Source organism: Streptomyces daliensis (assembly GCF_054782395.1).
Map to the genome: position 1 here is coordinate 302,808 of NZ_BAAGSO010000118.1, position 26,282 is coordinate 329,089.

The 26,282-nt window shown below is 73.3% G+C and carries 25 protein-coding genes and 1 pseudogene; 13 read left to right on the forward strand and 13 right to left on the reverse strand.

Translation table 11 applies throughout. The annotated features are described in order from the left end of the window. Both ACYVOO_RS32930 and ACYVOO_RS32935 read right to left on the reverse strand, forming a co-directional pair. On the reverse strand, nucleotides 1-2,162 hold a 2,162-nt coding region (locus ACYVOO_RS32930), incomplete at its 3' end, for a cation-translocating P-type ATPase (protein ID WP_461019474.1). Nucleotides 2,163-2,205: 43 nt separating this feature from the next. Further along, the gene (locus ACYVOO_RS32935; RefSeq protein WP_461019377.1) at nucleotides 2,206-2,577 is read right to left on the reverse strand and encodes an ArsR/SmtB family transcription factor; all 372 of its coding nucleotides are present in this window, start codon (nucleotides 2,575-2,577) and stop codon (nucleotides 2,206-2,208) included. 246 nt (nucleotides 2,578-2,823) lie between these two features. Here ACYVOO_RS32935 and ACYVOO_RS32940 point away from each other — a divergent pair, with 246 nt between their 5' ends. Then, nucleotides 2,824-5,394 (forward strand): alpha-L-arabinofuranosidase C-terminal domain-containing protein, encoded by a 2,571-nt coding sequence (locus ACYVOO_RS32940; protein ID WP_461019378.1) that lies wholly within the window; start codon nucleotides 2,824-2,826, stop codon nucleotides 5,392-5,394. A gap of 232 nt (nucleotides 5,395-5,626) precedes the next feature. Here the strand turns inward: ACYVOO_RS32940 and ACYVOO_RS32945 are convergent, their stop codons facing one another. Continuing rightward, on the reverse strand, nucleotides 5,627-5,962 hold the full coding sequence (locus ACYVOO_RS32945; protein ID WP_453349513.1) for a histone-like nucleoid-structuring protein Lsr2: 336 nt from the start codon (nucleotides 5,960-5,962) through the stop codon (nucleotides 5,627-5,629). A 520-nt stretch (nucleotides 5,963-6,482) separates the two neighbouring features. Between ACYVOO_RS32945 and ACYVOO_RS32950 the strand changes: the two genes are divergently transcribed. The 8 genes from ACYVOO_RS32950 to ACYVOO_RS32985 all read left to right on the forward strand — a co-directional run bounded on the left by ACYVOO_RS32950 (nucleotide 6,483) and on the right by ACYVOO_RS32985 (nucleotide 13,490). Continuing rightward, on the forward strand, nucleotides 6,483-7,598 hold the full coding sequence (locus ACYVOO_RS32950; protein WP_461019379.1) for a radical SAM protein: 1,116 nt from the start codon (nucleotides 6,483-6,485) through the stop codon (nucleotides 7,596-7,598). Between the two features lie 267 nt (nucleotides 7,599-7,865). Beyond that, entirely contained in the window at nucleotides 7,866-8,678 is an 813-nt protein-coding gene (locus ACYVOO_RS32955) for a phosphotransferase family protein (RefSeq protein ID WP_461019380.1), read from the forward strand. Between the two features lie 16 nt (nucleotides 8,679-8,694). Beyond that, the gene (locus ACYVOO_RS32960; RefSeq protein WP_461019381.1) at nucleotides 8,695-9,180 is read left to right on the forward strand and encodes a hypothetical protein; all 486 of its coding nucleotides are present in this window, start codon (nucleotides 8,695-8,697) and stop codon (nucleotides 9,178-9,180) included. A gap of 347 nt (nucleotides 9,181-9,527) precedes the next feature. Further along, on the forward strand, nucleotides 9,528-9,710 hold the full coding sequence (locus ACYVOO_RS32965) for a hypothetical protein (protein ID WP_453349509.1): 183 nt from the start codon (nucleotides 9,528-9,530) through the stop codon (nucleotides 9,708-9,710). A 12-nt stretch (nucleotides 9,711-9,722) separates the two neighbouring features. Further along, the gene (locus ACYVOO_RS32970; protein WP_461019382.1) at nucleotides 9,723-10,448 is read left to right on the forward strand and encodes a hypothetical protein; all 726 of its coding nucleotides are present in this window, start codon (nucleotides 9,723-9,725) and stop codon (nucleotides 10,446-10,448) included. Continuing rightward, nucleotides 10,445-11,449, forward strand: coding sequence for a DUF6895 family protein (locus ACYVOO_RS32975; protein ID WP_461019383.1), 1,005 nt, complete (start codon nucleotides 10,445-10,447; stop codon nucleotides 11,447-11,449). The genes ACYVOO_RS32970 and ACYVOO_RS32975 overlap by 4 nt, the downstream gene beginning before the upstream one ends. Further along, entirely contained in the window at nucleotides 11,446-12,366 is a 921-nt protein-coding gene (locus tag ACYVOO_RS32980) for a DUF6895 family protein (protein ID WP_461019384.1), read from the forward strand. The genes ACYVOO_RS32975 and ACYVOO_RS32980 overlap by 4 nt, the downstream gene beginning before the upstream one ends. Continuing rightward, nucleotides 12,363-13,490 (forward strand): serine hydrolase domain-containing protein, encoded by a 1,128-nt coding sequence (locus ACYVOO_RS32985; RefSeq protein ID WP_461019385.1) that lies wholly within the window; start codon nucleotides 12,363-12,365, stop codon nucleotides 13,488-13,490. Before ACYVOO_RS32980 ends, ACYVOO_RS32985 begins: the two co-directional genes overlap by 4 nt. A 39-nt stretch (nucleotides 13,491-13,529) precedes the next feature. Here ACYVOO_RS32985 and ACYVOO_RS32990 read toward each other — a convergent pair whose 3' ends face one another. Both ACYVOO_RS32990 and ACYVOO_RS32995 read right to left on the reverse strand, forming a co-directional pair. Beyond that, on the reverse strand, nucleotides 13,530-13,688 hold the full coding sequence (locus ACYVOO_RS32990) for a hypothetical protein (protein ID WP_461019386.1): 159 nt from the start codon (nucleotides 13,686-13,688) through the stop codon (nucleotides 13,530-13,532). A gap of 176 nt (nucleotides 13,689-13,864) precedes the next feature. Further along, nucleotides 13,865-14,506: a TetR/AcrR family transcriptional regulator gene (locus ACYVOO_RS32995; RefSeq protein WP_461019387.1), complete on the reverse strand. Its 642-nt coding sequence runs from the start codon at nucleotides 14,504-14,506 to the stop codon at nucleotides 13,865-13,867. Nucleotides 14,507-14,624: 118 nt separating this feature from the next. Between ACYVOO_RS32995 and ACYVOO_RS33000 the strand changes: the two are divergent. After that, a pseudogene (locus ACYVOO_RS33000) lies at nucleotides 14,625-15,414 on the forward strand (phosphatase PAP2 family protein); the annotation flags it as partial. A gap of 1,030 nt (nucleotides 15,415-16,444) precedes the next feature. After that, nucleotides 16,445-16,939, forward strand: a complete 495-nt coding sequence (locus ACYVOO_RS33005; RefSeq protein ID WP_461019388.1) for a helix-turn-helix domain-containing protein — start codon at nucleotides 16,445-16,447, stop codon at nucleotides 16,937-16,939. A 125-nt stretch (nucleotides 16,940-17,064) separates the two neighbouring features. On the opposite strand, the gene ACYVOO_RS33010 is transcribed toward ACYVOO_RS33005, so the two are convergent. The 3 genes from ACYVOO_RS33010 to ACYVOO_RS33020 all read right to left on the reverse strand — a co-directional run bounded on the left by ACYVOO_RS33010 (nucleotide 17,065) and on the right by ACYVOO_RS33020 (nucleotide 18,555). Continuing rightward, entirely contained in the window at nucleotides 17,065-17,496 is a 432-nt protein-coding gene (locus tag ACYVOO_RS33010; protein ID WP_453349501.1) for an RNHCP domain-containing protein, read from the reverse strand. Between the two features lie 17 nt (nucleotides 17,497-17,513). Then, complete coding sequence (locus tag ACYVOO_RS33015) at nucleotides 17,514-17,909, reverse strand: RNHCP domain-containing protein (RefSeq protein ID WP_461019475.1); 396 nt, start codon at nucleotides 17,907-17,909, stop codon at nucleotides 17,514-17,516. 412 nt (nucleotides 17,910-18,321) lie between these two features. Then, on the reverse strand, nucleotides 18,322-18,555 hold the full coding sequence (locus ACYVOO_RS33020) for a hypothetical protein (RefSeq protein WP_453349499.1): 234 nt from the start codon (nucleotides 18,553-18,555) through the stop codon (nucleotides 18,322-18,324). Nucleotides 18,556-18,953: 398 nt separating this feature from the next. On the opposite strand from ACYVOO_RS33020, the gene ACYVOO_RS33025 reads away from it, so the two are divergent. After that, nucleotides 18,954-21,644 carry an ATP-binding protein gene (locus ACYVOO_RS33025; RefSeq protein WP_461019389.1) on the forward strand — a complete coding sequence of 897 codons (2,691 nt, stop codon included), beginning with the start codon at nucleotides 18,954-18,956 and terminating at the stop codon, nucleotides 21,642-21,644. On the opposite strand, the gene ACYVOO_RS33030 is transcribed toward ACYVOO_RS33025, so the two are convergent. The 4 genes from ACYVOO_RS33030 to ACYVOO_RS33045 form a co-directional block, all read right to left on the reverse strand. Next, on the reverse strand, nucleotides 21,562-21,993 hold the full coding sequence (locus tag ACYVOO_RS33030) for a sigma factor-like helix-turn-helix DNA-binding protein (RefSeq protein WP_461019390.1): 432 nt from the start codon (nucleotides 21,991-21,993) through the stop codon (nucleotides 21,562-21,564). The genes ACYVOO_RS33025 and ACYVOO_RS33030 overlap by 83 nt on opposite strands. A 118-nt stretch (nucleotides 21,994-22,111) precedes the next feature. After that, nucleotides 22,112-22,630 (reverse strand): DUF6314 family protein, encoded by a 519-nt coding sequence (locus tag ACYVOO_RS33035; protein ID WP_461019391.1) that lies wholly within the window; start codon nucleotides 22,628-22,630, stop codon nucleotides 22,112-22,114. A 68-nt stretch (nucleotides 22,631-22,698) separates the two neighbouring features. After that, a complete protein-coding gene (locus ACYVOO_RS33040) occupies nucleotides 22,699-22,974 on the reverse strand; it encodes a hypothetical protein (protein WP_461019476.1) in 276 nt (91 codons plus the stop codon). 82 nt (nucleotides 22,975-23,056) lie between these two features. Then, entirely contained in the window at nucleotides 23,057-23,458 is a 402-nt protein-coding gene (locus ACYVOO_RS33045) for an STAS domain-containing protein (RefSeq protein WP_461019392.1), read from the reverse strand. Between the two features lie 286 nt (nucleotides 23,459-23,744). Here ACYVOO_RS33045 and ACYVOO_RS33050 point away from each other — a divergent pair, with 286 nt between their 5' ends. Then, the gene (locus tag ACYVOO_RS33050) at nucleotides 23,745-24,992 is read left to right on the forward strand and encodes an alpha-hydroxy acid oxidase (protein ID WP_461019393.1); all 1,248 of its coding nucleotides are present in this window, start codon (nucleotides 23,745-23,747) and stop codon (nucleotides 24,990-24,992) included. A 46-nt stretch (nucleotides 24,993-25,038) separates the two neighbouring features. On the opposite strand, the gene ACYVOO_RS33055 is transcribed toward ACYVOO_RS33050, so the two are convergent. Further along, nucleotides 25,039-26,133 (reverse strand): Gfo/Idh/MocA family protein, encoded by a 1,095-nt coding sequence (locus ACYVOO_RS33055; protein ID WP_461019394.1) that lies wholly within the window; start codon nucleotides 26,131-26,133, stop codon nucleotides 25,039-25,041. Nucleotides 26,134-26,282: the final 149 nt, after the last annotated feature.

The window sequence follows — 26,282 nt, forward strand, 5'->3', positions numbered from 1 at the left end:
CGACACCCCCCTAGCACCACGTCGGCGGTCTCGCGCGTCACGTCGGCCGAGCCGCGCGGGCAGATGCCGACGTCGGCGGCGTGCAGCGCGGGCAGGTCGTTCACTCCGTCGCCGAGGAACCCCGTGGTGTGCCCGCCCGCGCGCAGCGCGGCCACGACGCGTGCCTTGTGCTCGGGCGTGCAGCGCGCGAACACCGTGGCATCGGCGGCCAGCGAGGCGAGTGCGGCGTCGCTGAGCCCGTCGATCCTGTCGGCGGTGACCACGGCGCCCGGCCGCTCCGGGTCCAGACCCAGTTCACGGCAGACGCGGGCCGCCGTGCCGGGGTGGTCGCCGGTCAGCACCTTGACGGCGACGCCCCGGCGGGCGAGGTCGGCGAGCGCGTCGGCCGCCGAGGAGACGACCGCGTCGCGCAGGGCGACGAACCCGAGAAAGGTGAGGCCGCGCTCGTCGGCCGGGGTGTACGGGCCGGGGCGCGCTGGCCGCTCCGCGACCGCGACCGCCAGCAGCCGCAGCCCCGAAGCGGCCAGCGCGGCGGCACGGGCGCGCAGCTCCTCGCGCGCCGCGTCGTCGAGGACGCGGGTCGCCGCCGCGACGGTGGCGGAGGCGTCGGCGTCCGGCTCGTGGCCGTCCCGTACGTGGTCGCAGCGCGCCAGCACCTCCTCGACGGCGCCCTTGACGACCAGCGTGTGCGTCGCGCCGTCGCCGTCGCCGTCGGGCCCGCTCACGACCGCGCAGGAGAGGCGGCGCACGGAGTCGAAGGGGAGCGCGGCCACGCCCTCGCGCTCCCACAGCTCCCCTCCCCCCTCCTCGGGGTCGAGCGCGGCCACACCCTCCAGCAGCGCTTCGTCCAGCGCGTCCGGGGTGGGGAGGTCGGCGAGCTGGAGGGTCCAGAAGCTGTTGAGCGCGGCCCAGTGGGCGACGAGCGGGTCCGGACGCCCCTCGGCATCGAGCGAGCGGTCCAGCACGGGGCGGTCCTGGGTGAGCGTCCCCGTCTTGTCGACGCACAGGACGTCCATGGCGCCGAGGTCGTGCAGCGCTGGCAGCCGTCGCACGATGATGCCGCTGCCCCGCGCGAGCAGCGCGGAGCCGCGCGCGAGCGCCGTGGTCACGACGACCGGCAGCATCTCGGGGGTGAGCCCCACGGCCACGGCGACCGCGAAGGGCAGCGTCTCCAGTCCGCGTCCGCGCAGCGCCGCGTTGGCCATCAGCACGAGGGGCGGGGTCAGCAGCATGAACCGGATGAGGGTCCAGCAGACGCCGTTCACCGTACGGTCGAAGGCGCTGGGGCCGCGCCGTGCGGGCTCGCGGTAGGCACCGGCGAACCGGGTGTGCCGTCCGGTGGCGATGACGACGGCGGTCGCGCTGCCCGAGGTCACGCTGCTGCCCTGGAAGAGGAAGCGCGGCTGCGCGAAGAGGCCGAGGGGGCCTGCGGCACCGGTTCCGTCCCCCGCTCCGTCGACGAGCCCGTCCCCCGGCCCGTCGGCGGGGCGCTTCGGGACCGGCGCCGACTCGCCCGAGAGCGCCGACTGATGGGCCGTCAGCCCTGTGGCGCGCAGGACGAGCGCGTCGGCCGGTACCAGCTCGCCCGGCCCGAGCTGGATCACGTCGCCGGGGACGAGTTCGCCGACCGGCAGCTCCCTGACGACGGAGCGGGCGGGGCGGGCGAGGTGGGAGCCGTCCGCGGCGCGCCGTCGCACGGTCGCCGTCGCGGCGACGAGTTCCCGCAGCCCGGCCATGGCCCGGCCCGCGCGGTGCTCCCCCGTGGAGCGCAGCGCGCAGCTCACCGCGACCAGCAGCGTGATCACACACGCGGTGCCCCACGAGGCCACGGCGGCGGAGACCAGGCCCAGCGCGAGCAGCACGGCCGTGAACGGGTCGCGGAGACCTCCCGCGAAACGCCTGGCCCAGGAGGCGGTGTGCGGCCCCGGCAGGACGTTCTCCCCGTACCGGCGCAGCCGCTCCGCCGCCTCGTCCTCCGACAGCCCCCTCGGTCCGGCGTCCAGCGCGCGCAGGATCTCCAGGGTGGTGAGGTGTTCGGCGTCGGCGCACGAGGCCACGCGTACGTCGCGCGGTCCGCGCGTCTCGCGTACGTCCGCCGCTTCCGCATCCGGCGCTTCCGCGTCGGCCGCCCCGGTGTCCGCCGCTTCCGCCACGGGGGTCAGCGCGCCCGTTCGCCGTCCGGGCCCCGCACGTCCCCCGGGCGGTTCAGGCCCCCACGTCACGCACGGACCCCGGCGGTATCGCGGCTTCCCGGGCCCCCTGGGACCGCTGGGCCAGCCGTCCGACCAGCAACTGGACGACGCTGACGACGTCGGGATCGTCGACGAGGTAGACGACGCGACGCCCCTCGCGGCGCGAGCGCACCAGCCCGGCCAGCTTCAGCTTGGCCAGGTGCTGGCTCACCGCGGGCAGCGCGCCGCCCACCCGCTCGGCGAGCCCGCTGACGTCGCTCTCCCCCTGTGCCAGCGCCCATACGATGTGCAGCCGCGCGGAGGAGGCCAGCAGCCCGAAGGTCGCGGCGGCCTCGGCCAGTACCGCTGCCGGCGGATCCTCAAAGCCGTCGCCGTCTTCCGTCACGCTCGCTCTCCCCTTCGCCGGGGCCACCGCCCTCGTCCCTCGCGCCCCGTGCCTGGTCATGGCCGGTGCCCCAGTCTAAGGACGCCTCCGCGCCGCGAGGGCGCCGCGTGGAGGCTGCGCAAAGCGTTGACGCGTCATCACCTTCTGCCTATGTTGCCGTTCGAATTCACGACCGACGTTCGAAATCTCGCACATCCCACACCTCGCCGACGCCCCGCCACCACCCGCCCGACCCTTGGAGCGCTCATGCCACGACCACCACTACTGCCCCGTCCACGGTGGAAGCTCAGATTCGTCCCCGTCGTCCTGCTCTCCTGCGCGCTCGCCCTGCCCACTGCGGCCCAGGGCGACCCGGCCCCCGAACCCACCGACTACTCGCTCAGCATCGACACCGGCGCGAAGGGCCCGGCCATCGAGGACACCATGCACGGTGTCTTCTACGAGGACATCAACCGCGCCGCCGACGGCGGCCTGTACGCCGAGCTGGTGCAGAACAGGTCCTTCGAGTACGGTCCCGCGGACAACGCCTCGTACACGCCGCTGACCTCCTGGGACGCGGTCGCCGAGGGCGGTGCGGGCGGTGCGATGGAGGTCGTCGACGACGGCGGCCGGCTGAACGAGCGCAACCGCCAGTATCTGCGTCTCGACCTCGACGGTGACGGCGAGGGCCCCGGCAGCGGGTACGGGGTCGTCAACTCCGGCTACACCACGGGCATGTCCGTGCGCGCGGGCAAGAAGTACGACTTCTCCGTGTGGGCGCGCACCGACCAGAAGCGGGGCACGGCGCTGACCGTCGGCCTGCGGAGCGGGGACGGCGGCACCGCCGTCAGCACCCCACTGCGCGCCACGGTGCGCGGGGACCGCTGGACCAAGTACACGGGGACGCTGACCGCGCGGACCACCGACACATCGGCGCGGCTCGCGGTGCTGGCGGGCGGCGCGGGAACGGTGCGCCTCGACATGCTCTCGCTCTTTCCGCGCGACACCTACAAGGGCAGGGCGAACGGGATGCGCGCGGATCTCGCGGAGAAGATAGCCGCGCTCGATCCCGGATTTCTGCGCTTCCCCGGCGGCTGTCTCGTGAACACGGGAAGCCATGAGGCGTACGAGGGCCCCGGTTACGAACGTCGGCGCTCCTACCAATGGAAGGACACCATCGGACCCGTCGAGGAACGGGCCACGAACGCGAACTTCTGGGGCTACAACCAGTCCTACGGCATCGGCTACTTCGAGTACTTCCAGTTCGCCGAGGACATCGGCGCGATGCCGGTACCCGTCGTACCCGCCCTCGTCACGGGCTGCGGCCAGAACAAGGCGACCGAGGACGAGGCGCTGCTGCGGCGGCACATCCAGGACACCCTGGACCTCATCGAGTTCGCCAATGGTCCGGTCTCCTCGGAATGGGGCGCCAAGCGGGCGCGGATGGGACATCCGAAGCCCTTCGGTCTCACCCGGCTCGAAGTGGGCAACGAGGAGAATCTGCCCGACGAGTTCTTCGCACGCTTCACCGAGTTCCGCGAGGCGATCGAGGCGGAATACCCCGATGTGACCGTCATCAGCAACTCGGGCCCCGATGACGGCGGCACCACCTTCGACCGCGCCTGGGAACTCAACAGGCAGGCCGATGTCGACATGGTCGACGAGCACTACTACAACAGCCCGGCGTGGTTCCTGGAGAACAACGACCGCTACGACTCCTACGACCGCGAGGGCCCCAAGGTCTTCCTCGGCGAATACGCGTCCCAGGACAACCGCTTCGCCAACTCCCTCGCCGAGGCCGCCTACATCACGGGCCTGGAACGCAACGCGGACGTCGTCTCCATGGCTTCCTACGCGCCGCTCCTCGCCCATGTGGACGCGACGCAATGGCGTCCTGACATGATCTGGTTCAACAACGAGAAGTCGTGGGGCTCGACCAGCTACGAGGTACAGAAGCTCTTCATGAACAACGTCGGTGACGAGGTCGTCCCGAGCCGCGCTTCCACCACCCCCGCCACCAGTGGGCCGATCACCGGCGCCGTCGGCCTGTCCACCTGGGCCACCAGCGCCGCCTACGACGATGTGAAGGTCACCTCGCCCGACGGCGAGACGCTGTTCAGCGACGACTTCTCGGGCGACGCCGCACGCTGGACCAAGGCCACGGACAAGGGCGCGTGGGCGGTCGAGGACGGCGCGTACGTGCAGTCCGACGCCGCCGCCGAGAACACCCTCGTGACCGCGGGCGACACCGGGTGGCACGACTACGACCTGCACGCGAAGGCCACCAAGCGCTCCGGCAGCGAGGGCTTCCTGCTCGCCTTCGGCGTCAAGGACACGGGCAACCACTACTGGTGGAACCTCGGCGGCTGGGGCAACACGCGCTCGGCGGTGGAGAAGACCACCGACGGCGCCAAGCAGACCATGACCGAGGACGACACGAAGATCGAGACGGGCCGCGCCTACGATCTGCGCGTCGAGGTGCGCGGGCGCCAGGTGACGCTGTTCCTGGACGGGGAGAAGTGGGGCTCCTTCACCGACGACAAGCCCGCCGAGCCGTTCCGTCAGGTGGTGACCCGCGACAAGGCCACGGGCGAGCTGGTGGTGAAGGTCGTCAACGCGCAGGACTCCCCCGCGCGCACCCGCGTCGACTTCGGCGAGAAGGCGCAGGTCGGCGGCACCGCGCGGCTGACGACGCTCCAGGGCGACCCGGACGCGGTCAACACGGAGACCTCACGTCCGATCAGGCCGCGCACCTCGGCCCTCGACGGGATCGACAACACCTTCACCCATACATTCCCCGCCAATTCCGTCACGTTCCTGCGCGTCAAAGCCAGGTGACGGCAGCCGACGATACCCGGCACAGGAAACCGTGAAACTTCTCAAATACGACCAAAAGGAGAATGCATCGTCACACCCAAGGCGGCCGGGAATCACGAGGAGTGAGTGAGGGAGGCCGCTCATGAGGTGCCCGGGATGCCGGGCACCTCACATATCACGGGCACAGCGGACAGACGCAGCTGACGGACACAGCAGAGGGCCCCGCGAAATGCGGGGCCCTCTTTCGCGCAGTTCAGTGTGCCTGAGCGTAGGCGTCCTGGATATTGGCCGGGATGCGACCCCGCTCATTGACCTCGTAGCCCTGCTCCCTGGCCCATTCACGGATCTTGGCGGTGTCCTGGCTCGGCACCGTCCTCTTGGAAGCGGTGGCGGTGGTGCCGCGGCCCCGCTTCTGCTTCCGCCCGGCCTTGATGAAGGGCTGCAAGACATCCATGAACTTGTCATAGGAGTCCGACGCGAGGTCGATTTCATACACGACGCCGTTCACGGCGAAGGTGTGGGTCTGAGCGTCCTCACTCTCCTTGCCTGTGAGGTCGTCAGTAACGATGGTGATGACCTTCTGAGCCATGCAGTGCCTCCACAAAGTTCCGTATGGCGACACATCATCGCCGAAAGTCCGATCACACGTCAATTCCAGAGAGTTTCGATAGCTTCACGATCCCCTGGAGCCTCCCCCGTCGGGGAGGATTCCACTCGAAAAACTTCTCGCCCAAGACCGCCCCGTCCGCCACGAGCGCGGTTTTCCGGGGCTTCCCGCCGTTTCCCGCCCCACCCGTCGGCACGGGAAGCGCCGACGCCGCGCACCCGTCGGGCAGTCCGTCGCGGGACGAAGGGGCCGCCCGCGCAAACGGCAAGGAGAACACCGGCGCGCGCGGGTGCACACGGATGTTCGGTATGCCCCGCACCACGCTCGTCCCCGATTCCGTGGTTGATGTCGCCCACGTGTGGGACTTGTTGAGGGTGCTCGCGGGAGCCGCGCGGGAAGGCCCCCTCGCCGACTGCGCACGGGCGGGTCAGCGGATGGCCGCGACGGCGGACCGGGCTCGCCCCCACCTCAGACCGCAACCGACTGCCCCTGGAGGGATGGAGTGCACCAACTGATCGCCGCACCGTTCCTGGACGAGTATTTCGTTCTCCGCCCCGGCAGCAGGCGGGGGCTGAGAATCCCCGCCCACCGCTTCGCCGAACTCCAACGGTGCGCCGGAGCCGGAGAGGCGGTGCCCACGTGGCTCCATCGCCCCGCACATCAGCAGTGGGGCATCGAAACGGCCGCTCTCGCCCCACCGGATGCGGTGCTCGTGCGCAGCCCCTCACGCTTCGCCTACGGACGCGCGTCCTACGAGCTGAATTTGGGCTGCAACTTCGGCTGCCGTCACTGCTATCTCGGCGAGAAGGAATTCTCCGGCCTCCCCTGGCCCGAACGCGCCAGGCTGCTGCGCCTTCTGCGGGACGCCGGAGTGGTGTGGTTGCAACTGACCGGTGGTGAGCCCACCATCGACCCCCACTTCCCCCAGGCGTACGTGCTCGCCTACGACCTGGGCATGATGCTCGAAGTCCTCACCAACGGATCCCGCCTCCACGACCCGGCGCTGCTCGCGCTGCTCACCGAACGGCCCCCGTACCGGCTGACCCTGAGCGTCTACGGCGCCCAGGAGGCCACGTTCGACGGGCTGACGAGACGGCGCGGCGCGTGGAAGTCCTTCAGGCGCGGACTCGAAGCGGCCCGCGAGGCCGGGCTCCCGGTGGAGCTGAGCGTCGTCGTCACCCGTGAGAACGCCCACGAGACGGCGGAGATGCACGCCCTCGCACGGCGGTACGGGGCCCGCTCGCGCGAGTACAGCAGCATCTCCCCGACCATCTACGGCGGCGCCGAGACCCTGCTCTCCCAGTCCGCCGTACGACGGGGGAAACGGGCGCCCTTCACAGGATGCGACGCGGGGCACACGTCGCTGCACGTCGATCCGCACGGGCTGGCCAGCATCTGCAAGGTGGCGCGCGACGAGAAGGTCCCGCTGCTGGACGAGGGCGTCGACGGGCTCTCCCGGCTGGGAGGCATCGCGGACGGCCTGCTGCGGCGGCAGGGCGGCTGCGCCGGCTGCGCGCTCAGCGGGTCGTGCGGCACCTGCATGCCGCTGGCGGCCCTCTTCCGCCGGTCCGGGGCGCCCCTGCGCGCCTACTGCGAGCACACCGAAGAGAGGACGTAACCCCTCGTGTCACTCACGCCCGTGGAGAACCCGTTGCCGCCTCCCGCAAGCGGGACCGGGGTATCACCCGTATGGGTGGAGATCCAACCGTGCCGGCCGTCCGACGAGGACGAGATCGAGATCGTTCCCGACCTCGATGTGCTGGTCAGCACCGAGGTCATGCTGAGCTGCGGGGAGGACAACCCCTACTGAGGCAGCCCTGACCGGGGCCGCTCTCTCCTGGGTGAGCGGCCCCTGCGGGCCCCCACGCACTCATAGACTCCCCGCGTGGTGACCAAGAGGAAGCGCTGGGAGGACCTCCCCCACCCCGTGCGCGACGCCGTCCTGGAGCGCACCGGCCCCGTCCTCGGGGCCGAGTCCGCCGGGAGCGGCGCCAACAGCGCGGTGGCCGCCTCCCTGCTGCTCGCTTCGGGCGGCCGGGTGTTCGTCAAGGGCCTCCCCTCCGGTCACCCCCGCGTGTGGACGCAGCGGCGCGAGGCCGCCGTCGGTCCGTACGTACAGCCCGTCGCGCCCCGGCTGCTGTGGCACCTGGAGCGGGCGGGCTGGAGTCTGCTCGGCTTCGAGCACCTGTCAGGGCCGACGGCGGACTTCTCCCCCGGCTCGGCCGACATCCCTCTCGCCGTGGAGGCGCTCACCGCGCTGGGCCGCCTCCGCTGTCCGGACATCGAGGTCAAGCGGGCCACGGCACGCTGGACCGCCTACCTCGACGATCCGGCCGACGCCGCACTCTTCGACGGCGACGCACTGCTGCACACCGACTGGAACCCCACCAACGTGATCGTGCGGGACTCCGTCGCGCGCGTGGTCGACTGGGCCTGGCCGACCCGCGGTGCCTCCTGGATCGACCCGGCCTGCTGGGTCGTCTGGCTCACCGCCGAAGGACACGCCCCCGACGAAGCCGAACGCTGGGCAGCGAAGATCCCCTCCTGGACCGCGGCCCCCGATCCCGCCCTCGATCTCTTCGCCTCCGCCCAGGCCCGCCTGTGGCGCGGCATCGCGGACGACGCCCTCGCGCGTGACTGGACGCGGCGCCTCGCCGGGGCGGCAGCCCGATGGGCACGGCATCGCGCGAGTACCTGAATTTGAGGTTTTGCCCGTGAACAGCGACCTCTCGATCCACGCCTCCCAGAGCCTCGTGGCGCCCGGCGGAGAGCTGGTCGACATCGACGTGGAGATGGTGCCCGTCATCCAGTCCCTGTGGCAGATGGGATACGGCACCACCGCCTGCTGCCAGGACGTCGGCGAGGCCACGGCCGCTCTGCGCGCGGCCAGGAAGGCCCCTTCCCGCTATGGAGGGGACGGCTTCATCGCCTTCCACCGGGGCTACGCGCTCCTCAAAATGCCGGTTCCCGACGCCCGCCGCCTCATTACGCTGCTGCTGACGACGGAAACCTTCCACCAGCGTGTCCGCACGCCCTGGCGTGCGGGTTCCTGGCGAAAAAACGTCCCCCTTCTCTGTGACGAGTCCTCCGTGGACCTCTCCCCCAACGCGCTGCTGCACTTTCCCAGGAATCAGATCAGCGAACTCGCCAAATTCCTCGCCGAGACCGCCGGGCCGAGGGGCCACCGGCCGGTGCGGTGACGGTGACGGCGGGTCCCAGGGGTGCGGCCGGGGGCCGGGGGGCCGCCGCGCGGGCGGCGTCGGAGCGCACGTAGACCGTCCGGGTTCCGCGCCACCCGACCGGCAGCACGCCTCGCGACGAGTCGCCCGGAAAAGAAATCTCCGGGCCCCGGGCAAGCGGTACCACCGTCATCCGGCACACCAACTCGCCCTGGAATCCGCACCTTTGGAAGCCCATAAAGTGGCGTTTGTGCATTCTATGAAAATTGCACGACTTCACGCTTATGGCCCAAATTGCGAGCCTTGTGGTTCTACGCTCCAATGGTTGGCGTAAGCGAAACCACGCTTCCCAATGAGGGGATGGTGTCATGTTTTCCACTGAGCCCGAGACCAGGACCACGGGACTGGACACAGACATCGAGGCTGCTCTGAACCCGATCGAGGCGGACGGCGTCTTCCGCGACTCCCGCAAGTGCGCCGGGCTGGCCCTCGCGTCCGGAGGCGGCCACCTGCTGCTTTCGCCGCCCACTCCGCGGCCGAAGAAGGGCTGAACGGGGTTATAGATGGAGCAGTCAAGCGCTACCTCCCCTTTGGCGGGCGCAGTGCTGGACCTTGCTTCGGAGGTGGTCTCCGCCCTCAGGGGCGGGGACCACTCCTCTGTGGTCCGGACGACGGCCGGCATCGGCGAGAACGACGACGTGGGCATCGCGGCGGTACGCGTACTGGGAGCGGACGTGCTGCTGCCCAGCACCATGCTCCGGCTTCCTCCCCAGCAGGACGACCTCGCCGTCTTCCAGCAGGCCGTGCGCGCCTTCCCCCCGGGAGCCGACGCCTCCGCCGCGACGGCATGGAGCCACTGGGCGATGCGGCGGACGCTGCGCACCCTCGACGGGGCCGTCTCCTCGCCCGGCCACGCGCCCGATCTTCCATCGGCGCCCTCGTCCGACGAGCCCGACGCGTCGTGGCTGCGGGACACACCGTGGCAGCAGCTCACGCATCACCTCGCCGTGCTGAGCGCCCTGGCCGTGCCCTCCGTCGACTCGGGGGTGGCGCGGGCCGCCGGTGAGCGGCCGGTCGACGTGGCACGGGGCTTCGTGCGCGCCGTCAGGCGCCGCGACTGGCTCCAGGCGGCCGGTGCGGGGCGCTGGCTGGCCGTGCTCGACGGGGTGCCCGCCACCCTCGGCCTGGACAGCGGGCTCGAATTCGTCCTCCACATGGGAGGCACGGACCCACGAGTGGCGCTGCATGTGCAGGCGGCCCAGCTCATGCGGGGCGGAGACCGCTCGTGACGGCGGAGCAGCGCGCCGTGGACGTCGGCGCGCGGGATGTGGCCCGCGCGGCACTGGACTGGCTGCACGGGAACCGTGACCGCTTCCGCCTGCCCGACGATGTCCTGGCCCCTGACACCAGTGTCGACCGGACGCTCAAGCCGCTCGGTGAACTCGCCCAGATGTGCACCTCGATGCGGCAGCACACCGGACCTGACGACCCCCACCATCTGCGCGCGGCGGAGCTGGTGGAGTTCGCGTGGCGGGAGACGGGCGAGGGCGCGCTCTTCCTCGACCTGTTCCGCTCCGAGCCCGCCGCGACCTACCCGCTGGAGATCTACGCGGCCTTCGCCGGGGGCGGTCTCCGGCACGCTCCGGCCGAGGACGTCGCGCGGACCGTGGCGCGCACCCGCTCCTGGGCCCTGACCGAGCAGCAGCCGAACCGGCGCCTCGGAGTGCTCAACTCGGAGCGTCGCATCGGCCTGCCACCGCACGACTCGCCCAGGGAAGCGCTGCGCCGCACCTGGCTCGGCGGGCTGCCCGAACCGTGGACCTTCGAGTGCGCCTCGGGCTACACGCTGACGCACGTCGTCTTCCACCTCACCGACTGGGGCAACGCCCCGCACGCGGTGCCGCCCGACATCGAGGACTACCTCGCCACCTGGCTGCCTTCCTGGCTGGACACCTGTGTGGAGGACGAGCAGTGGGACCTGACGAGCGAGCTGCTCGCGGTCTCCGCGAGCCTCCCCGACCCGCGGCGCGCCGCCGCTGACGACGCGGTGCGCGCGGCATGGGCCGCGCTCGCGGCGGCCCAGGACGGTTCGGGCGCCCTGCCCGAGGTGGGGCCCGGCAGCCGTTGCAGCCAGGGGCGGGACGTGGAACGGAACTTCCTCAACTGCTACCACTCGACGCTGATGGCCGCCTTCGCCGCGGTCCTCACCCTCGCGCACGACCACGGTGGCCACGACCGCGGCGAGGCGGCGGCGGACGCGGTACGCGTGGGGAACGGAGGGCACACATGACCAGCACCCGGCTCATCCACGAGGTGGGCGCACGCGCCATGGAGTGGCTCTACGCCAACCGGGACGGCTTCCGGCTCGAACCCGAAGCGGACCCGGACGTGGGGTTCCTGGACCGCTTCAAGCCCGTCGGCGAACTCGCGCTGATCAGCAAGGTGCTCTTCCGTGAGGGGGTCGCGGGCTCCCAGCAGGCGTCCCTCGCGCGCAAGCTGCTGGACCACGCCTGGCGGGAGGTGCTGGACGGCGGGCGCATGCTCGTCGAGGGGCAGCGGACAGAGCCCATCTCCGCCGTGCCGTTCGACACCTACTTCCCGTTCAAGGAGCTGGGCTACTCCGAGCCCGAGCTGGAACGGGCCGTGCGGCTGAACCGGCGGCTGGAGAGCTGGGCGGCGTTCGAGGTGACGCCCGTGCGGCGGCTGGGCCTCTCCACCTTCGAGCGGCGCCTCGGGCTGGAGCCCAGTGTGCCCGTCGAGGAGGCCATGGCCCGCACCTGGCTGGCCCGTACGCCCGAACCGTGGACGGTCGAGGGCCACATCGGCTACGACATCACGCACACCGTCTTCCACCTCACCGACTGGGGCGAGAACCCGGACGGGCTGCCGCCCCGCATCGCCGACTACCTCGCGACGTGGCTGCCCGTATGGATCGACGACTGGCTGGACCTGCGGCGCTGGGACCTGCTCGGCGAACTCCTCGTCGTGGACGCCTGCCTGCCCGAGCCCACCCTGGACGAGCGCGCCTGGGAGGGGTTCGCCGCGGCGCAGGGCCAGGACGGTGCCATGCCCGCGATCGGCGAGATGCCCCAGGGCGAGCGGGACGACGTCTTCGACCTCGTCTACCACCCGACCCTGGTCGCCGCCTTCGCCTCCACGCTGGCCACCTCCCGCTCCCTGTCCGCGCTGGCGGGGAGCCCCGCGTGAGCGGCGGCGAGGGCGCCCTGACGGCGGCGCCCGCGCCGCCTGCCGGGAACGCGCCGCGCGGTGGGGGCACGCCGCGCGAGCGGCTCGAAGCGGCCATCGACGAGACCGTACGGGCCATCGACGCGCCCGACGTCGTCGTGGCGGTCTCCGTCGACGGCCACCGCACCGTGCGCTGCGGCGGCACGGCCCCCCTCCCGCCCGTCCCCCGCGATCTGCTGCGCTACGAGATCGGCTCGGCCTCCAAGACCTACGCGGGGCTGCTGCTCGCGGCGCTGACGGGGGGCGGGGGCGGGAGCGACACGGACGGGCTGCCGCGCGCGGGGCGGGGGCCCCTGAGCCTGGGCGATCCGGCCGTCGCGCATCTGGACCCGGGGCGGCCCGTCGGACGGCACCCGGTGACGCTGCTGCACCTGATCACGCACACGTCCGGGCTGCCTCCGCTGCCCGCCGACTTCTATCCGCAGGCGCTGCGGAACTGGTCGGCGAACCCCTACGCCGGGTACTCCGGCGACCGGGTGGTGGACGCCTTCCTGCGGAGCAGGCCGCGGCACCGTCCGGGCACGCGCTGGCGCTACTCCAACTTCGGTGTCTCCGTGCTCGGGCACACCCTCGCCGCGGCCATGGGCACCCCGTGGGAGGACCTGCTGACGTCCCGGGTGCTGACGCCGCTGGGCCTGACCAGTACCGCGCTGCGCCCCGGCGGCCGGGAGGCGGACGCCGTCGGACGGGGCAAGGACGGGGTGAGCGAGGTGCCGCCGCTGCTGATCGGCGGCCTCCAGGCGGCGGGCGCCGTCAGGGCCACCCCGCACGATCTGCTCACCTTCCTCGAAGCGCATCTGCGGCCCGGCGAGGGCCCGTTGAGCGGTGCGCTGCGTGCCGTGCGGCACCCGCTGCTGCGGCGCGGCCTCGACCACCGGCACGTGCACACCCTGACCTGGTTCCAGCACCCGGGCGACCGGGGCCCCGTCTATTTCCACGCGGGGGCCACCCGCGGTCAGCAGGCCTTCCTCGGGTTCAGCCCGGAGACGGGCACGGCGGTCGCGGTCCTCGCGACCCGGCGCCTGCGCGTACGCGGCGACGCGTTCACCGGCGCCGCGTACGCGCTGCTCACCGACGCGCTCTGACGACCGACGCTCTGACGGCGGGGCACCAGCGGGCCCCGTTCACCCGCGTGTGACGCGCGTGGCCCCGCTGGGCTCACGGTCCATCACGCCCTCGCGGTCCGTCGCGGACTCGTCGAGGAGGCGGGCCACGACGTGGTCCAGGGCGCGGTCGAGGCGGGTGCGGTCCTCGGGGTCGGTGATTAGCCCGGGCCCGGCCATCGGCGCGGGGCCGGGCCGGTGGTGAGGGGGCAGGGCCGGTGGTGAAGGGGCAGGGCCGGTGGTGAAGGGGTTCCGGTGAGGCCCGCTGGGGGCCTCACCGGAACGGGCGCGCCGCCCCGTCCCCACGGTGCGGCGCGTGCAGGCCGCCGTCCTCCGCTCGCGACGACGGCCTGTGTTCAGGGGCGCCCGGACAGTCCGAGCGCGGGCAGCACGGAGGCTTCGAGGAAGCGGGTGAGGTAGGGCCCGTCCGCGAAGCGCCCTTCGAGCAGCGGCCTGGCACGCAGCACGCCGAGCAACTGGGGGGCGACGAACTCGATGGCCGGGTCGTCGGCGGCCACCTCGCCGCGCTCGACGCCGCGCCTGACCATGGCCTCGATCGCGGCGACCTCGGGCTCGATCAGCGCTTCGTGCAGGGCGCGCAGCAGCTCCGGGTTGTGCAGGGTCGCGTGGCCGAGCGCGTGCAGGAGCGGGGTGTCCCGCCCCGATCCGGCGCCGATGGAGCCGGTGGCCGCGCGCAGGTCGTCGGCGAGCGAGCCGGTGTCGATGCCCGCGAGGCGCACCTGCCGGGTGCCGCGCAGCGCGGCGGCGACGAGCCGCGGCTTGGTCTTCCACTGGCGGTAGAGCGTGGACTTGGAGCACCGGGTGCGGGCGGCGACGCCCTCCATGGTCAGTACGTCGTAGCCCCCCTCCCTGAGCAGGTCGAGCACGGCCTCGTACAGCTCCAGCTCGCGCTCGGGCGTGATCTTGGAACGGCGTGCGGAGGCCGGGGGCGCGGCGGTCGCCGCCGTTGCCGTGGTCGCGGTGTCCTGCGTCGGCATGGCTCTTCCCTCGCTTCTGGAGGCCGTATCGATACGCGAGTGTACCGGTACGGTGGCGTATCGGTACACTCGCGTATCGCAGAAGCAATACCGTTCCGTCATGCAAAGGGGCCGCGCGATGAGCGCCCTGACCGAGCCGCCGGCCGAGCCCGCACCACAGGCCCCGGAACAGACCCCGGCACCGCTACGGGCCGGCCCGTCGGCGGAGCCCTCCGCGCGCGGCCGCAGCGCCGCACGGCCCCCGCTCGTCCGTGAGCTGCTGCTCGTCGCGGGCCTCTTCCTCGTCTACAAGTTCGGCAGGCAGGCCGCGAACGGGCACGAGGGCCGGGCGTTCCGCAACGCCGACCGCGTGTGGGGCGCCGAGCGCGCGGCGCACCTGCCGGGCGAGGGCATCGTGCAGCATGTGCTGCTGCACAGTGAGACGCTGATCCAGCTCGCGAACACGTACTACGCGGCGGTCCACTTCCCCGCGACCGTGCTCTTCCTCTGCTGGCTCTACTGGCGCCGTCCCGCGCACTACCTCCGCTCGCGGCGCGTGCTGGCCACCGTGACGGGGGCCGCGCTCGCGCTGCATCTGCTGATGCCGCTCGCCCCGCCCCGCATGCTCACCGCCGCCGGGCTGGTGGACACGGCGCAGGTGTACGGGCCCTCGGTGTACGGCGCCGTGCCGGAGAGCGATTCCATGGCGAACCAGTTCGCCGCGATGCCCTCGCTGCACTTCGGCTGGGCGGTGGCGGTGGCGGCCGGGCTCATCGCCGCCACCCGTACCCGCTGGCGCTGGCTGTGGCTGCTGCACCCGCTGGCCACCCTGCTCGTGGTCGTGGGCACGGCCAACCACTACTGGCTGGACACGATCGCGGCCACCGTCCTGCTCGCCCTGGCCGCTGCGCTCATCCGCCTGCCGGACGCGCTGGACGGCGGCCACGGGCCCGAGCCGCACGAGGACACCGCCCCGGCGCGGGAGAAGAAGGGCGCGGGCGGACGGCGGTACGGGCGCGGGGCGGCACCGCACGGCGCGGCCCGGAGCGAGGGGCTGCCGGGGTGCGGCTGCCCGTTCCGTGTCCGGACGGGGACGGCGCACGGTGAGAAGGGCCCGCCCTCCGTACCCCACCAGGCGCAGACCCCCTACGCGCCGAGTCCCCCACCGTCGCCCCTGAAGGGCCGTAGGTGCTTCGTCGGCACGGTGTATCCCCTCCCGACCGCTCCCCCGCCCCGGCCGACGGGCTGGTCGGCCGCACGGCGTACGGCTCCGTTCCCCGTCCCATGGCCCCCTCCGGAGGCACGCGGCTCACCATGGAGGAGCGCCGGGGAGCGTGCACGTCCCGTCGGAGCGGGGTAACGACACCCGAATTCGACACTTCCATAGACGGCTGCGCATCACAGCGTAGACAATCGGCAGACAGACTCCACATGGATGTCCGGGCCCCGGGGCAGTGCCCCCTCGCACGGACATCCGGCCCCGCTCCCACCTTCCCGTCGCGCGATGCGCGGGGATAGCGTCCGGAGCGCGGCGGACCGCGCCCTCCCCCCCCTCGGGGCGCGGTCCGCGTTTTTCAGGGGTGCCACGGCCCGGCCCGTGCCCCGGTGGCCCTCGTACCCGGTTCCCTGGTCCGGCCGCCGGTCCCGTCGCGCCTCCCGTCGCAGGCCGAGGCAACCGATTGGCCGAACGTCTCGGGAGCGGCCCCGTCGTTGGCACTGTGTGATCACAGTCGAGCCACTTCCGCCCCACACAGCACCATGCGCCCCACGGCCGCGCGGGCACGGGCCGGAGTCGGCCGATGGCCGCCTGCCCCGCCTGGCCCGCCCGTGCCACGCGTGGTGCCGTCCGGCGTCCGCGCCGGGACGCCCGCGTGCCCGCACGCCCCACATGACGCCATGGTCCGGCACACCGTGCGCCGGGACGGGTCTCCAGGCCGGGCCGTACGAGAGGAAGGCTTGATGAGCAAACGTCAGAAGGGCCGTAAGCACCGCACGGTCAACCGCACGCCCCGCCCGCGCGGAGCGGGCCGCCGCACGCGCGGGGCCATGCCCGGGCAGACCAGTTCCGCGCCGCCGCCCCGCGCGCAGGCGCCGGAGCCCGCCGCGAAGGCGTCCACGGCGAAGGCTGCCGCGACGGAAGCGGGCACGGGCACGAGCGGGGGTGCAGGCGCGGGAGGGGACGCCCCGGTCTTCTCCGGGCCCGCGCGGGACGGCGGCCTCGGCCGCAACGCGGCCCGCACCTGGGAGCGGCTGGAGGGCAGCGCGGACGGGACCACCGTGGACGAGCTGTGCGCGAGCGTCGGCTACACCGCGCCCACCATCCGCAAGCACCTGTCGGGCCTGGCCGAGCACGGCATGGCCGAGGAGCGTGACGGTCGCTGGTACGCGGCCCAGGACGGCCCGGACGCGCGGTCGAAGCGCTCGGAGCGCGAACCCGAGCACGCCTCCCGCTGAGCGCGAACGCGACGGCGAAATCGGCCGCGGACATGAACGGACCGGCCCCGGCCAGCATGTGCCGGCCGGGGCCGGTCCGGTTCCGTACCGCCCCTCACCGCCGGGGCGTCGGCGTCGGCGTCGGGCTACAGCGTCAGCAGCGCCCTGACCGGCAGCCGCGCGTCGGCCAGGGGCCGCATCGCCATCCGAAGCAGCACCAGGGTGCTGTCGTCACCCGCCGTGCGGTTGGCGCTGAGTTCGCCGCAGGCCAGACACTGGTGGATGAGCATCCACTCCCCGTCCGGCCTGACGCTCAGGCACAGCGCGTTCATACGCGCCCGGCACTCCGCGCTCCGGTCGCCGGGAACGCGCTGGTCGACATGACGGCTCGTCAGACAGTACGGGCAGTGGTTGCGGTGTGCCGTGCCCGGTGCCGTCAGCGGTACGTCCAAGCGGCAGCCCACGCACCGGAACGCGTCGCCCGGCGCGCCGCCGGGACCGTGCAGCACGTCCTTGGGCCGCTGCGCGCGCCGCCGCTGGGAGCGCTGGGGCCGCTGGGAGGGTTTACGTCGTGGCATGACCGTCTCCTCCCGTCTCACAGATCGCCGAACGCTTCGAGCGGGAACGGCGGTTGGGCGAGTGGGCGTACGGCCATGCGCATCAGGATCAACTGGTTGTCGTCCCCGCACACGGGGCTGGAGGTCAGCTCGTCGCACCGGGTGCAGCGGTGGATGACCATCCAGTCGCCGGTGCGGAGCACCGCTATGGCGATGGGCGTCATCCGCGAGCCGCACTCGGAGGGCCCGCCCTCGACGTGGTCGTGGACGTGCCGGGAGTGGACACAGCTCGGGCAGTGGTTGCGGCGGCTGCCGTCGGGGGCGAGCGCGGTCACGGTGAGACCGCACCACAGACAGCGGAACGTGTTGGTGCGCGCGAAAGGACTCGCGGAAGAACTTGTGGAAGAACCCGTGGAAGAACTGGGGCCGGGGATGTCGTTGTCGTTCAGCACCCGGAATACTCCTTGCCGAGAAATGAGTCAGCTACAGCAGGAGCAGGCCGAGCGGCCTCGGAGGGAATGTCCCGGATTTCGGCCACCGCACCATGAGGTGCGGGCATGCCGGTACTCCGGACGCGTCGCGCCGGTGCCGGTTGCGGTTCCGGAAAAGGATCAGCGGCGCGAAGAGTCCGTCGTACGGTGAGGCACGCTCGGCTTGGGCCGGGTCATAAACGCCTTCTTTCCAGGGCTCGGCCCCGAGTGGTTCGCATGGCGGACGTGGGCACGTTAGCAGCGGCTTCGCGCGACGCGCCAAGGGTTTTCCCGGCCGCTCCGCCGACCGGCGCACGTCGGCCGGTCGGCGGCCCCGGACCGTCGGACCAGGTCCCGGGCCTGGGCCCTCACCGGTTCAGACGCGGTCGAGCAGTTCCGCGTGCCCCTGCGCCCGCGCACAGTGCGCACAGCAGAAGAAGTGGCCCTCGGTCTCCAGGCCGTGGCCCAGAATGCGGCAGTTGCAGTTGTCGCACACGGGCGCCAGCTTCTGCGCCGCGCATTCGAAGCTGTCGAAGATGTGCGGAACCCCGGCGGTACGCACCTCGAAAGCCATCGCGTAGTCGTTGCCGCAGACCTCGCATTCGGCCATTTCCGATCACTCCGTTTCTGTGCTGGCTGGTCGGCGCTGTCCGTGCCGCCGATTCCTGGGCTGCCGATGATCCGGGCGCGCCGCCCCTTTCGCGGGCGCCCGAAATCCAGCATCCAGTACCGGGGGCGTGCGGTTCGGCGGCCTTGCCGGGACGCGCGAGGCGGGCCCGCGGCTATCACTCCGCTGGCCGACCCACGTACCGCCCACCGGCCCCGTACCGGTCCCGTACCGCCTCTGACCGCCCGTGACCGCCCGTGACCGCCCCGGCGAGTGCGCGCGGCGAACCGCCCCGGCTTGTCCTGGATCCGATTGAACGGCGGCCCGGCGCGCGGCATGCTGAGGCCATCCGACGTGCCGGTCCGAGCCAGAGCCGACAGCCCCCGAGAGTGGGTCCCCCGATGCCTTCCGCGGCCGGGCGCTGCGAAGCCTGCGGCGCCGAACTGCCCGCCCGTTCCCCGGACACGCGCCCGAAGCCGGGACGTCCGGCTCGGTACTGCTCCGGCGCGTGCAGGCAGCGCGCCTACCGCAGGCGGACCTCGTCGGCAGCCCCCAAGCGCGCGACCTCGACCGCGCCCACGTCCACGCCCGCGCCCGCACCGGCTCCCTCCCCGTCCCCCGTCGTACGGTCGGCGCCACGGGCCGCCGGGCGGATCGCGGCGCCGCTGGACAGCTTCGTCGGCCGGACGCGTGAGCTGCGGGAGGCCGGGGCGCTGCTGGAGAGCTACCGGCTGGTCACGCTCACAGGGCCCGGCGGGGCGGGAAAGACCAGGCTGGCGGTCGAGTTGGCCCTGCGGGTGCGGCCCCGCTACGGCGACGGCGTGTGGCTCGTCGAACTGGCGCCGCTCATGGACGGGACGCGGCTGGCCGACACCGTCGCCGGGCGCCTGGGCGTGCCCGAGGAGGCGGGGCGGCCCGTCGCCGACACGCTGGCCGAGGCGCTGGCCGGACACCGGTCGCTGCTCGTGCTGGACAACTGCGAGCACCTGGTGCGCGAAGCGGCCGGGTTCACGGAGCGGCTGCTGCGCCGCTGCCCGGGGCTGCACGTCCTCGCGACGAGCAGGGAGTCGCTGGACGTGCCGGGCGAGGCGGTCTTCCGGGTGCCTGAACTGTCCCTCCCGGAACGCGCCGGACCCGAGCCGCACGAGCCGCCCGAGCCGCATGAGCCGCCCGAGCCGTCAGCGTCGCCGGAGCCCTCCGCGTCCCGTCGGCGCCCCGCACCCCGTGCCGACGCCGCCTCGGACGCGGTGCGGCTCTTCGTCGAGCGGGCCACGGCCGTCGCTCCGGACTTCACGCTGACCCGCGCCAACTCCCGTGCCGTGGCCGACATCTGCACCCGCCTCGACGGCATGCCCCTGGCCATCGAGCTGGCGGCGCGACGGGTGCGGCTGCTGCCCGTGGCGGAGATCAGCGCCCGCCTGGACGACCGCTTCCGGCTGCTGACCTCCGGCGCGCGGACGGCCGACGCGCGCCACCAGGACCTGCGGACCACCATCGAGTGGAGCCACGACCTCCTGGAAGCCGCCGAACAGGCCCTGCTGCGGCGGCTTTCGGTGCTCGTGGGCGGCTTCGGCGTCGAGTCCGCGACGGCCGTGGGCGCCGACGGGAACCTGGTGGAGCCGGGGCAGGTGCTGGGGCTGCTGGCGGGTCTGGAGAGCCGCTCGCTGATCGTGCCGGAGCGCGACGCGGCACGCGGCAGGTTCCGTCAGCTCGAATCGATCCGCCTGTACGCGCGTGAACTGCTGGACGGGGCACGGGAGACGGACGCCGTCATGGAGAGGCTCGTGTCGCGGTTCGTCACGCTGGCGGAGCCGGTCGCCGGGGACGCGATGCTGCACTGCTACCAGGAGCTGGAGCCGCTCGACGCCGAGAAGCCCAGCCTGGACGCGGCACTGGAGTGGTGCGCAGGGCGCGGCGACACCAGACGGCTCGCGCTGGCCGCCGCGCTCGGCCGGTGCTGGCGGCACCACGGCCACTTCTCGCGGGGCCACGCGCTGCTGACCACGGCGCTGGCGGAGTCGGCCGCTGACCACCCCTGCCGTGGCGCGGCGCTGGAGCAGGTGGCGGCGCTGGCCGCGGCGCGCGGTCTGCACGCCGAGGCCGGAGCGGCGGCGGCCGAGGCGGAACGGCTCGCTGCGGCCTCCGGGCACCCGGTCCCGCTGGGCCGCGCCCTGAACACCCTGGCCCTCGTCCAGCTCGCCGACGGCCGTGCCGAGGACGCCTTCGCCACGGCGGGCCGCTGCCTGCGACTGGTCGAGCCGCTGGGCCGTCCCCTGGACACGGCCGTCTATCTGCACAACCGGGCCTGGTTCGCCTTGCAGTGCGGCCGTACGGAACTGGCCGACCAGCTCATGCGGCGCTGTCTGCCCATGTACCGCGCGCACTCCCCGCATCCGCTGCCGCCGGAGTGGTCGCACACTGCCGGGGTGCTGGCGCTGGCCGTCGGCGACGTGGCGCACGCGGAGGAGCGGCTGCGCGAGGGGCTGCGCACCTATCTGCCCCCGTCCGCGTACGCGTCCACTTCCGCGTCCGCGCCCGCGGTCACGGACTCGGCTCCGGTTCCCGCGTCGGCCGCGTCCGGTGTGCTGCCCGTCGTCGGGATCGAGCTGCTGGAGGGGCTGGCCATCGCGGCGGCCGGGAGCGGACGGCCGCTGCGGGCGCTGCGCCTCGCCTCGGCTGCCGAGTCCGTGCGCCGTAGGCGGCGCATCCGTGCCGCCGGGTCCGACGGGGCCGACGGCGACGGGCTGAAGCGGGCGCTCGCACGGGCCCGGGTGCGGCTCGCCGCCGCCGAGGCGGCGCGGGCGACGGCCGAGGGCGCGCGGCAGCGGCTGCCCGAGGTCCTGCGCTACGCGGTGGACGGCGTCTGGGAGGTCCCCTCCGTGGAGAGCGTGCCGCTCACGGCGCGGGAGATCGAGGCGGCGCTGCTGGTGACGGAGGGCTACACGAACCGTCAGATAGCGTCCCGGCTGCACATCTCGGAGCGCACCGTGGAAGCGCACCTGGCCAGCATCAGGACGCGGATCGGGCTGCGGTCCCGGGCGCAGCTCGCGAGCTGGGCGGTCCGGCATCTCGACGACGGCGCCCTGGCCTGAAGCCCGCACCGCCCGCACCGCGCGCCCCCGTCGTCCGGGCCGAGCGCTCGTCGGCACCAGCACTGGCCCCGGTCCCGGCACGAGCACCGTCCTCCGCCATCGCGCGGCTCAGCGCGCGCATCCCGTGGTAGAGCCGCGCCTTGACGGTCCCGGCGGGCAGCCCCAGCGCACGCGCCGCCTCCTGGACCGTCCGGCCCCGGAAGCAGGTCTCCTCGAACGCCTGCCGGTACTCGACGGGAAGCGCGCGCATCGCCTCCGCCACGGTCTCGCCCTTCGACGTCGGCATGGTCCGTCCGCCCTCCCGGCTCGTGGACACCCCAGCCTGCGCGACACCCCGGCACGGCCGCATCGGGTGAAACCGCGAAGGGTTTCCGTGACGGATTCCGTGCAGGTGGGAGCGGGTACGGCCGGGCACGGGGCCGGGCGGCGTGACGAAACGCCGTGACGCGACGAGGCGCGACGCGGGGTTACGCGGCGGCGTCCGGCGCGTCGCGGCGGTAGACGGAGTCGAGCACCTGGTCCTTCGCCGGGCCCCGCACCCGCCAGCGCAGCCGCCACTCGTCGGGCGAGATGACCGTGAAGGTGCCCTCGTAGCGGTCGGCGGCGCACGGGTGGACCGCCGTCCACCGTCCCTCGCGCAGGTCGAGCGTGTGGAAGGGGCGGCCGTCGCCGAAGGCGACCTCGGCCGTGCCGTCCGCGAGCGGGCGCACGCGCAGCGTCCGCCCGGCCTCGCGCGCCGCGCCCTCCCACACCAGCACGCCCTCCTCGACGTGCAACCACTCCCCGCTCTCCGTCGCACGGAAGTCCGCCGTGCCGGTGAAGCGGCCGGAGTGCCCCGAGGTCTCCTCGCGCAGCTCGCGTTCGACCCGCCATCTCCCGGCCAGATACGCGAGCGCGTCGGGCACGGGATGGGCGGGGAGAACGGGGGCGGGGCCGGGGCCGGTCGGGGCGGCGGCCCGGCGCGTCGGGTGGCTCTCGGAGGGCATGCCCCCAGTCTCCCAGCGCCCACCCGCCCGGCACGGCGCGGGCACCCGACGCGCCCCGGCCCGAACCGTCACGCCGCCGGAAGCCCCAGGAGCCTGCGGGTCACGGTGTACGGGGACTCGTCGCGCTCGCGGGCCAGCGCGATCACGGCGCGGCAGGCCAGCTCGTTCACGCCAAAACTCAGCGCCTCCTGGGAGACCCCGGAGGCGGCCTCGGCGCCGCGGCGTTCGTCGCCGTCGGCGCAGGCCGCCACATAGACCGCCGCCGCCTCGAAGAGATTGCCCTCGCGGCGCGCGGGACGGGCACGCTCCGAGTCAGGACGCGGGCGCTCCGGCGGGGTCCACACGGCGATGGCCCACTCGCGGATCCTCTTCCACACGTGAATTCCTCCCTCGGGCGGTCAACCCCGCGGATGGTTCAAGTGTGCCTCACCGTGCGCGTGTTGGCCCCGGCGCGCGCTGCGGTGCCGCGTCGGCGCCGGAGCAGGTGTGCGCTGCGGGCATCCGCTCCTCGACGGGTATCAGCGCGGTGAGTCCCGCGATGTCGATGAGCCGGCGGACGAAGGGGTCGGCGGTGACGATCAGCAGCCGTCGGTCGTCGGCGCGCAGCCGCCGGTAGAGGCGGTGGAGCCCGCCGAGCCCGCTCGCGTCGATGAAGGTGACCTTCCGCAGATCGGCCACCACCTCCGGCTCGCTCCCGAGGTCGGTCCCCTGGAGGAAGTCGGCTCCCGCCGGGGCGACGACGAGGTCGATCTCCCCGCTCAGCTCGACCACGAGGGTCCGCCCGAGGGAGTACCGCCTGATCTGTTCGCCGGGATGCCATGTGGCCATCCGCTCCCCCTCTTCCGCCTCGGCCCGGGTCTCGCCGCATACTCCCGCCGCAGCTGCCGGAGCGCATGGGGCCCAATGGGGCACATCGCGCCGGGGCACATCGCGGCACCGGGCCCGGCGCGCCCCGGTGATCGTTTCGGTGCCGTGCCGGGGCGGGTATCCCGCGGCCACGTACGCGCCGCCCCGGCCGTACGGCTCCCGGCCGCGCCGGGCGGGAGGAGACGGCGCCACCGGCGAGCCCCGCCACCCACGCCACGTCGGCCGGTGCCCTTTCGGAGGAGGCTTCATGACCAGGCTCGAACGACGGCTGCCGCGCCCGAAGGACCTCGCGCCACTGCTGCGGCTGCGGGCCCGTGAGCCGGACGCGGTCCGCAGGCGGCTGGCGCAGGCGCACACCATCGGGGACCTGCGCCGCATCGCCAGGCGCCGCACACCCGCCGGGCCCTTCCACTACACCGACGGCGCGGCGGACAGCGAAGGGGGCCTCCGACGGGCGCGGGAGGCGTTCGCCGACCTGGAGTTCCGGCCCGGCGTGCTGCGGAACGTCGCCGAGGCCGACTTGTCGACGGCCGTGCTGGGCGCGCGCTCGGCGCTCCCCTTCGGCATGGCGCCCACCGGCTTCACCCGGATGATGCACGCGGCGGGAGAGCGTGCCGTCGTCGCCTCGGCGGCCCGCGCCGGTATCCCCTACGCGCTGTCCACGATGGGCACCACCTCCATCGGCGACGTCGCGGCGGCGGCGCCCTCGGCCCGCAAGTGGTTCCAGCTCTATCTGTGGAAGGACCGCGAACTCTCCCTCCGGCTGGTGGCGGACGCGAAGGCCGCAGGGTACGAGGCGCTGCTCGTCACCGTCGACGTGCCCGTCGGCGGCAACCGGCTGCGCGACCTGCGTCTGGGCATGACGATCCCGCCGCAGCTCACGCTCAAAACGTTCCTGGACGCGTCGTACCGCTGGGAATGGTGGTTCAACTTCCTCACCACCGAGCCCCTGTCCTTCGCCTTCGACAAGGAGGGCGAGGGGGCGCTCAGCGAGATCGTCGCCAAGCTCTACGACCCGACCGTCACCTTCGAGGACCTGTCCTGGATACGGGAGGCGTGGGACGGGCCGCTGATCGTCAAGGGCGTCCAGACCGTGCGCGACGCGGAACGGGCCCTGGAGCACGGCGCCGACGGGATCGTCGTCTCGCACCACGGCGGACGCCAGCTCGACCGCGCGCCCGTCCCCCTCCATCTGCTCCCGGAGATCGTCGGCGCTGTGGGCGCGCGGGGCACGGTCATGCTCGACAGCGGCATCACGAACGGCGGCGACATCGTGGCCGCGCTCGCCCTGGGCGCCGACTTCACCCTCGTGGGGCGTGCCTATCTCTACGGGCTGATGGCGGGCGGCGAGGCGGGCGTGGACCGGTGCGTGGAGATCCTCGCCGCCGAGATCGAGCGCACGATGAAGCTCCTCGGGGTGACCAGCGTCGCCGAACTGTGCCCGGACCATGTGCGGCTGATGTCCCGTCGGGCGCCCGTGCCCCGCTCCGGCTGACCACCCCGGAAGGACCGGTCGCGGGCCGCGCGCGTACGGGGCGCCCTCACACCTGCCGGACGAGGGCGCCTTCCGGGACGGGGGCCGGGCGGCGGCACGTGGTGGTGACCTCGGCCCGGCCCTCGCCCTCGGCCGCGTCCAGCAGGGACTCCATCACGTCCAGCACATGCAGGGCGACCTCGCCCGAGCAGCGCTGGGGCGTCCCGTCCCGCGCGGCCCGCGCGAGGTCGGCCAGCCCGATGCCGCGCCCGGCGTCCGCGTACCCCTGGGCCGGTGGCACGGCCCGCCACGTCGGGTCCTGCGCGGTCAGCAGCTCGACCTGCCCCTCGAACCTGTTGGGGTCGGGGACGGAGACGCTGCCGTCCGTGCCGTACACCTCTATGCGGGGCAGCCGCGCCGCGTGTATCTCGAAGCTCATGACCACGGTACTCAGGGCGCCCCGCTCGTGCTGGAGGACGCCGGTGACGTGCGTGTCCGTCAGCACCGGGAACGGCTCGCCCCGTCGCGGACCGCTGCCCACGGTCCGCTGGGCCCCGGAGCGCGAGGAGGCGCCCAGCACGGACCGCACCGGGCCGAGCAGATGCACCAGTGAGGTCAGGTAGTACGGGCCCATGTCCAGCAGCGGGCCCGCTCCCGGCGCGTAGAGGAAGGCCGGGTCGGGATGCCAGTCGTGCCCAGCGCAGGTGAAGAACGCGGTCGCGGCCACCGGTTCGCCGATCAGGCCGCCGTCCACCACGGCACGCGCCGTCTGGAGCCCGCGCCCCAGCACGGTGTCGGGCGCGCAGCCGACGAGGACGCCCGCCTTGTCGGCAGCGGCCAGCACGGCCATCGCCTCCTCGCGGGTGGCCGCGAGCGGCTTCTCGCCGTGCACGTGCTTGCCGTGGGCGAGCGCCGCGTGCGCGACGGTGGCGTGCGCCGCGGGGACCGTCAGATTGAGGACGACGTCCACGTCGGGCGCGGCGCACAGTTCCGCGACGGTCAGCACCCGGGTGCCGGGCCGCCCGGCGGCGGCCTGCTCGGCGCGGCTCCGGTCGAGGTCGGCGACGGCGGTCAGCTCAAGACCGGCCGCCGCGCCGTGCGTGTCGAGGTAGTCGAGATACTGGCCGCTGATCTTGCCCGCGCCGACGAGCCCGACCCTCATCGCGCCTCCACGCCCGCGCGCAGGGCCGGGTCAGGGCGTCCTCTTCGTGTTCGCGCTCCTCGCGTCGGCGCTCCTCGCGTGGGCACGGTTCGTGGGGGCACGGTTCGTGGGGGCACGGTTCGTGGGGGCACGGTTCGTGGGGGCACGGT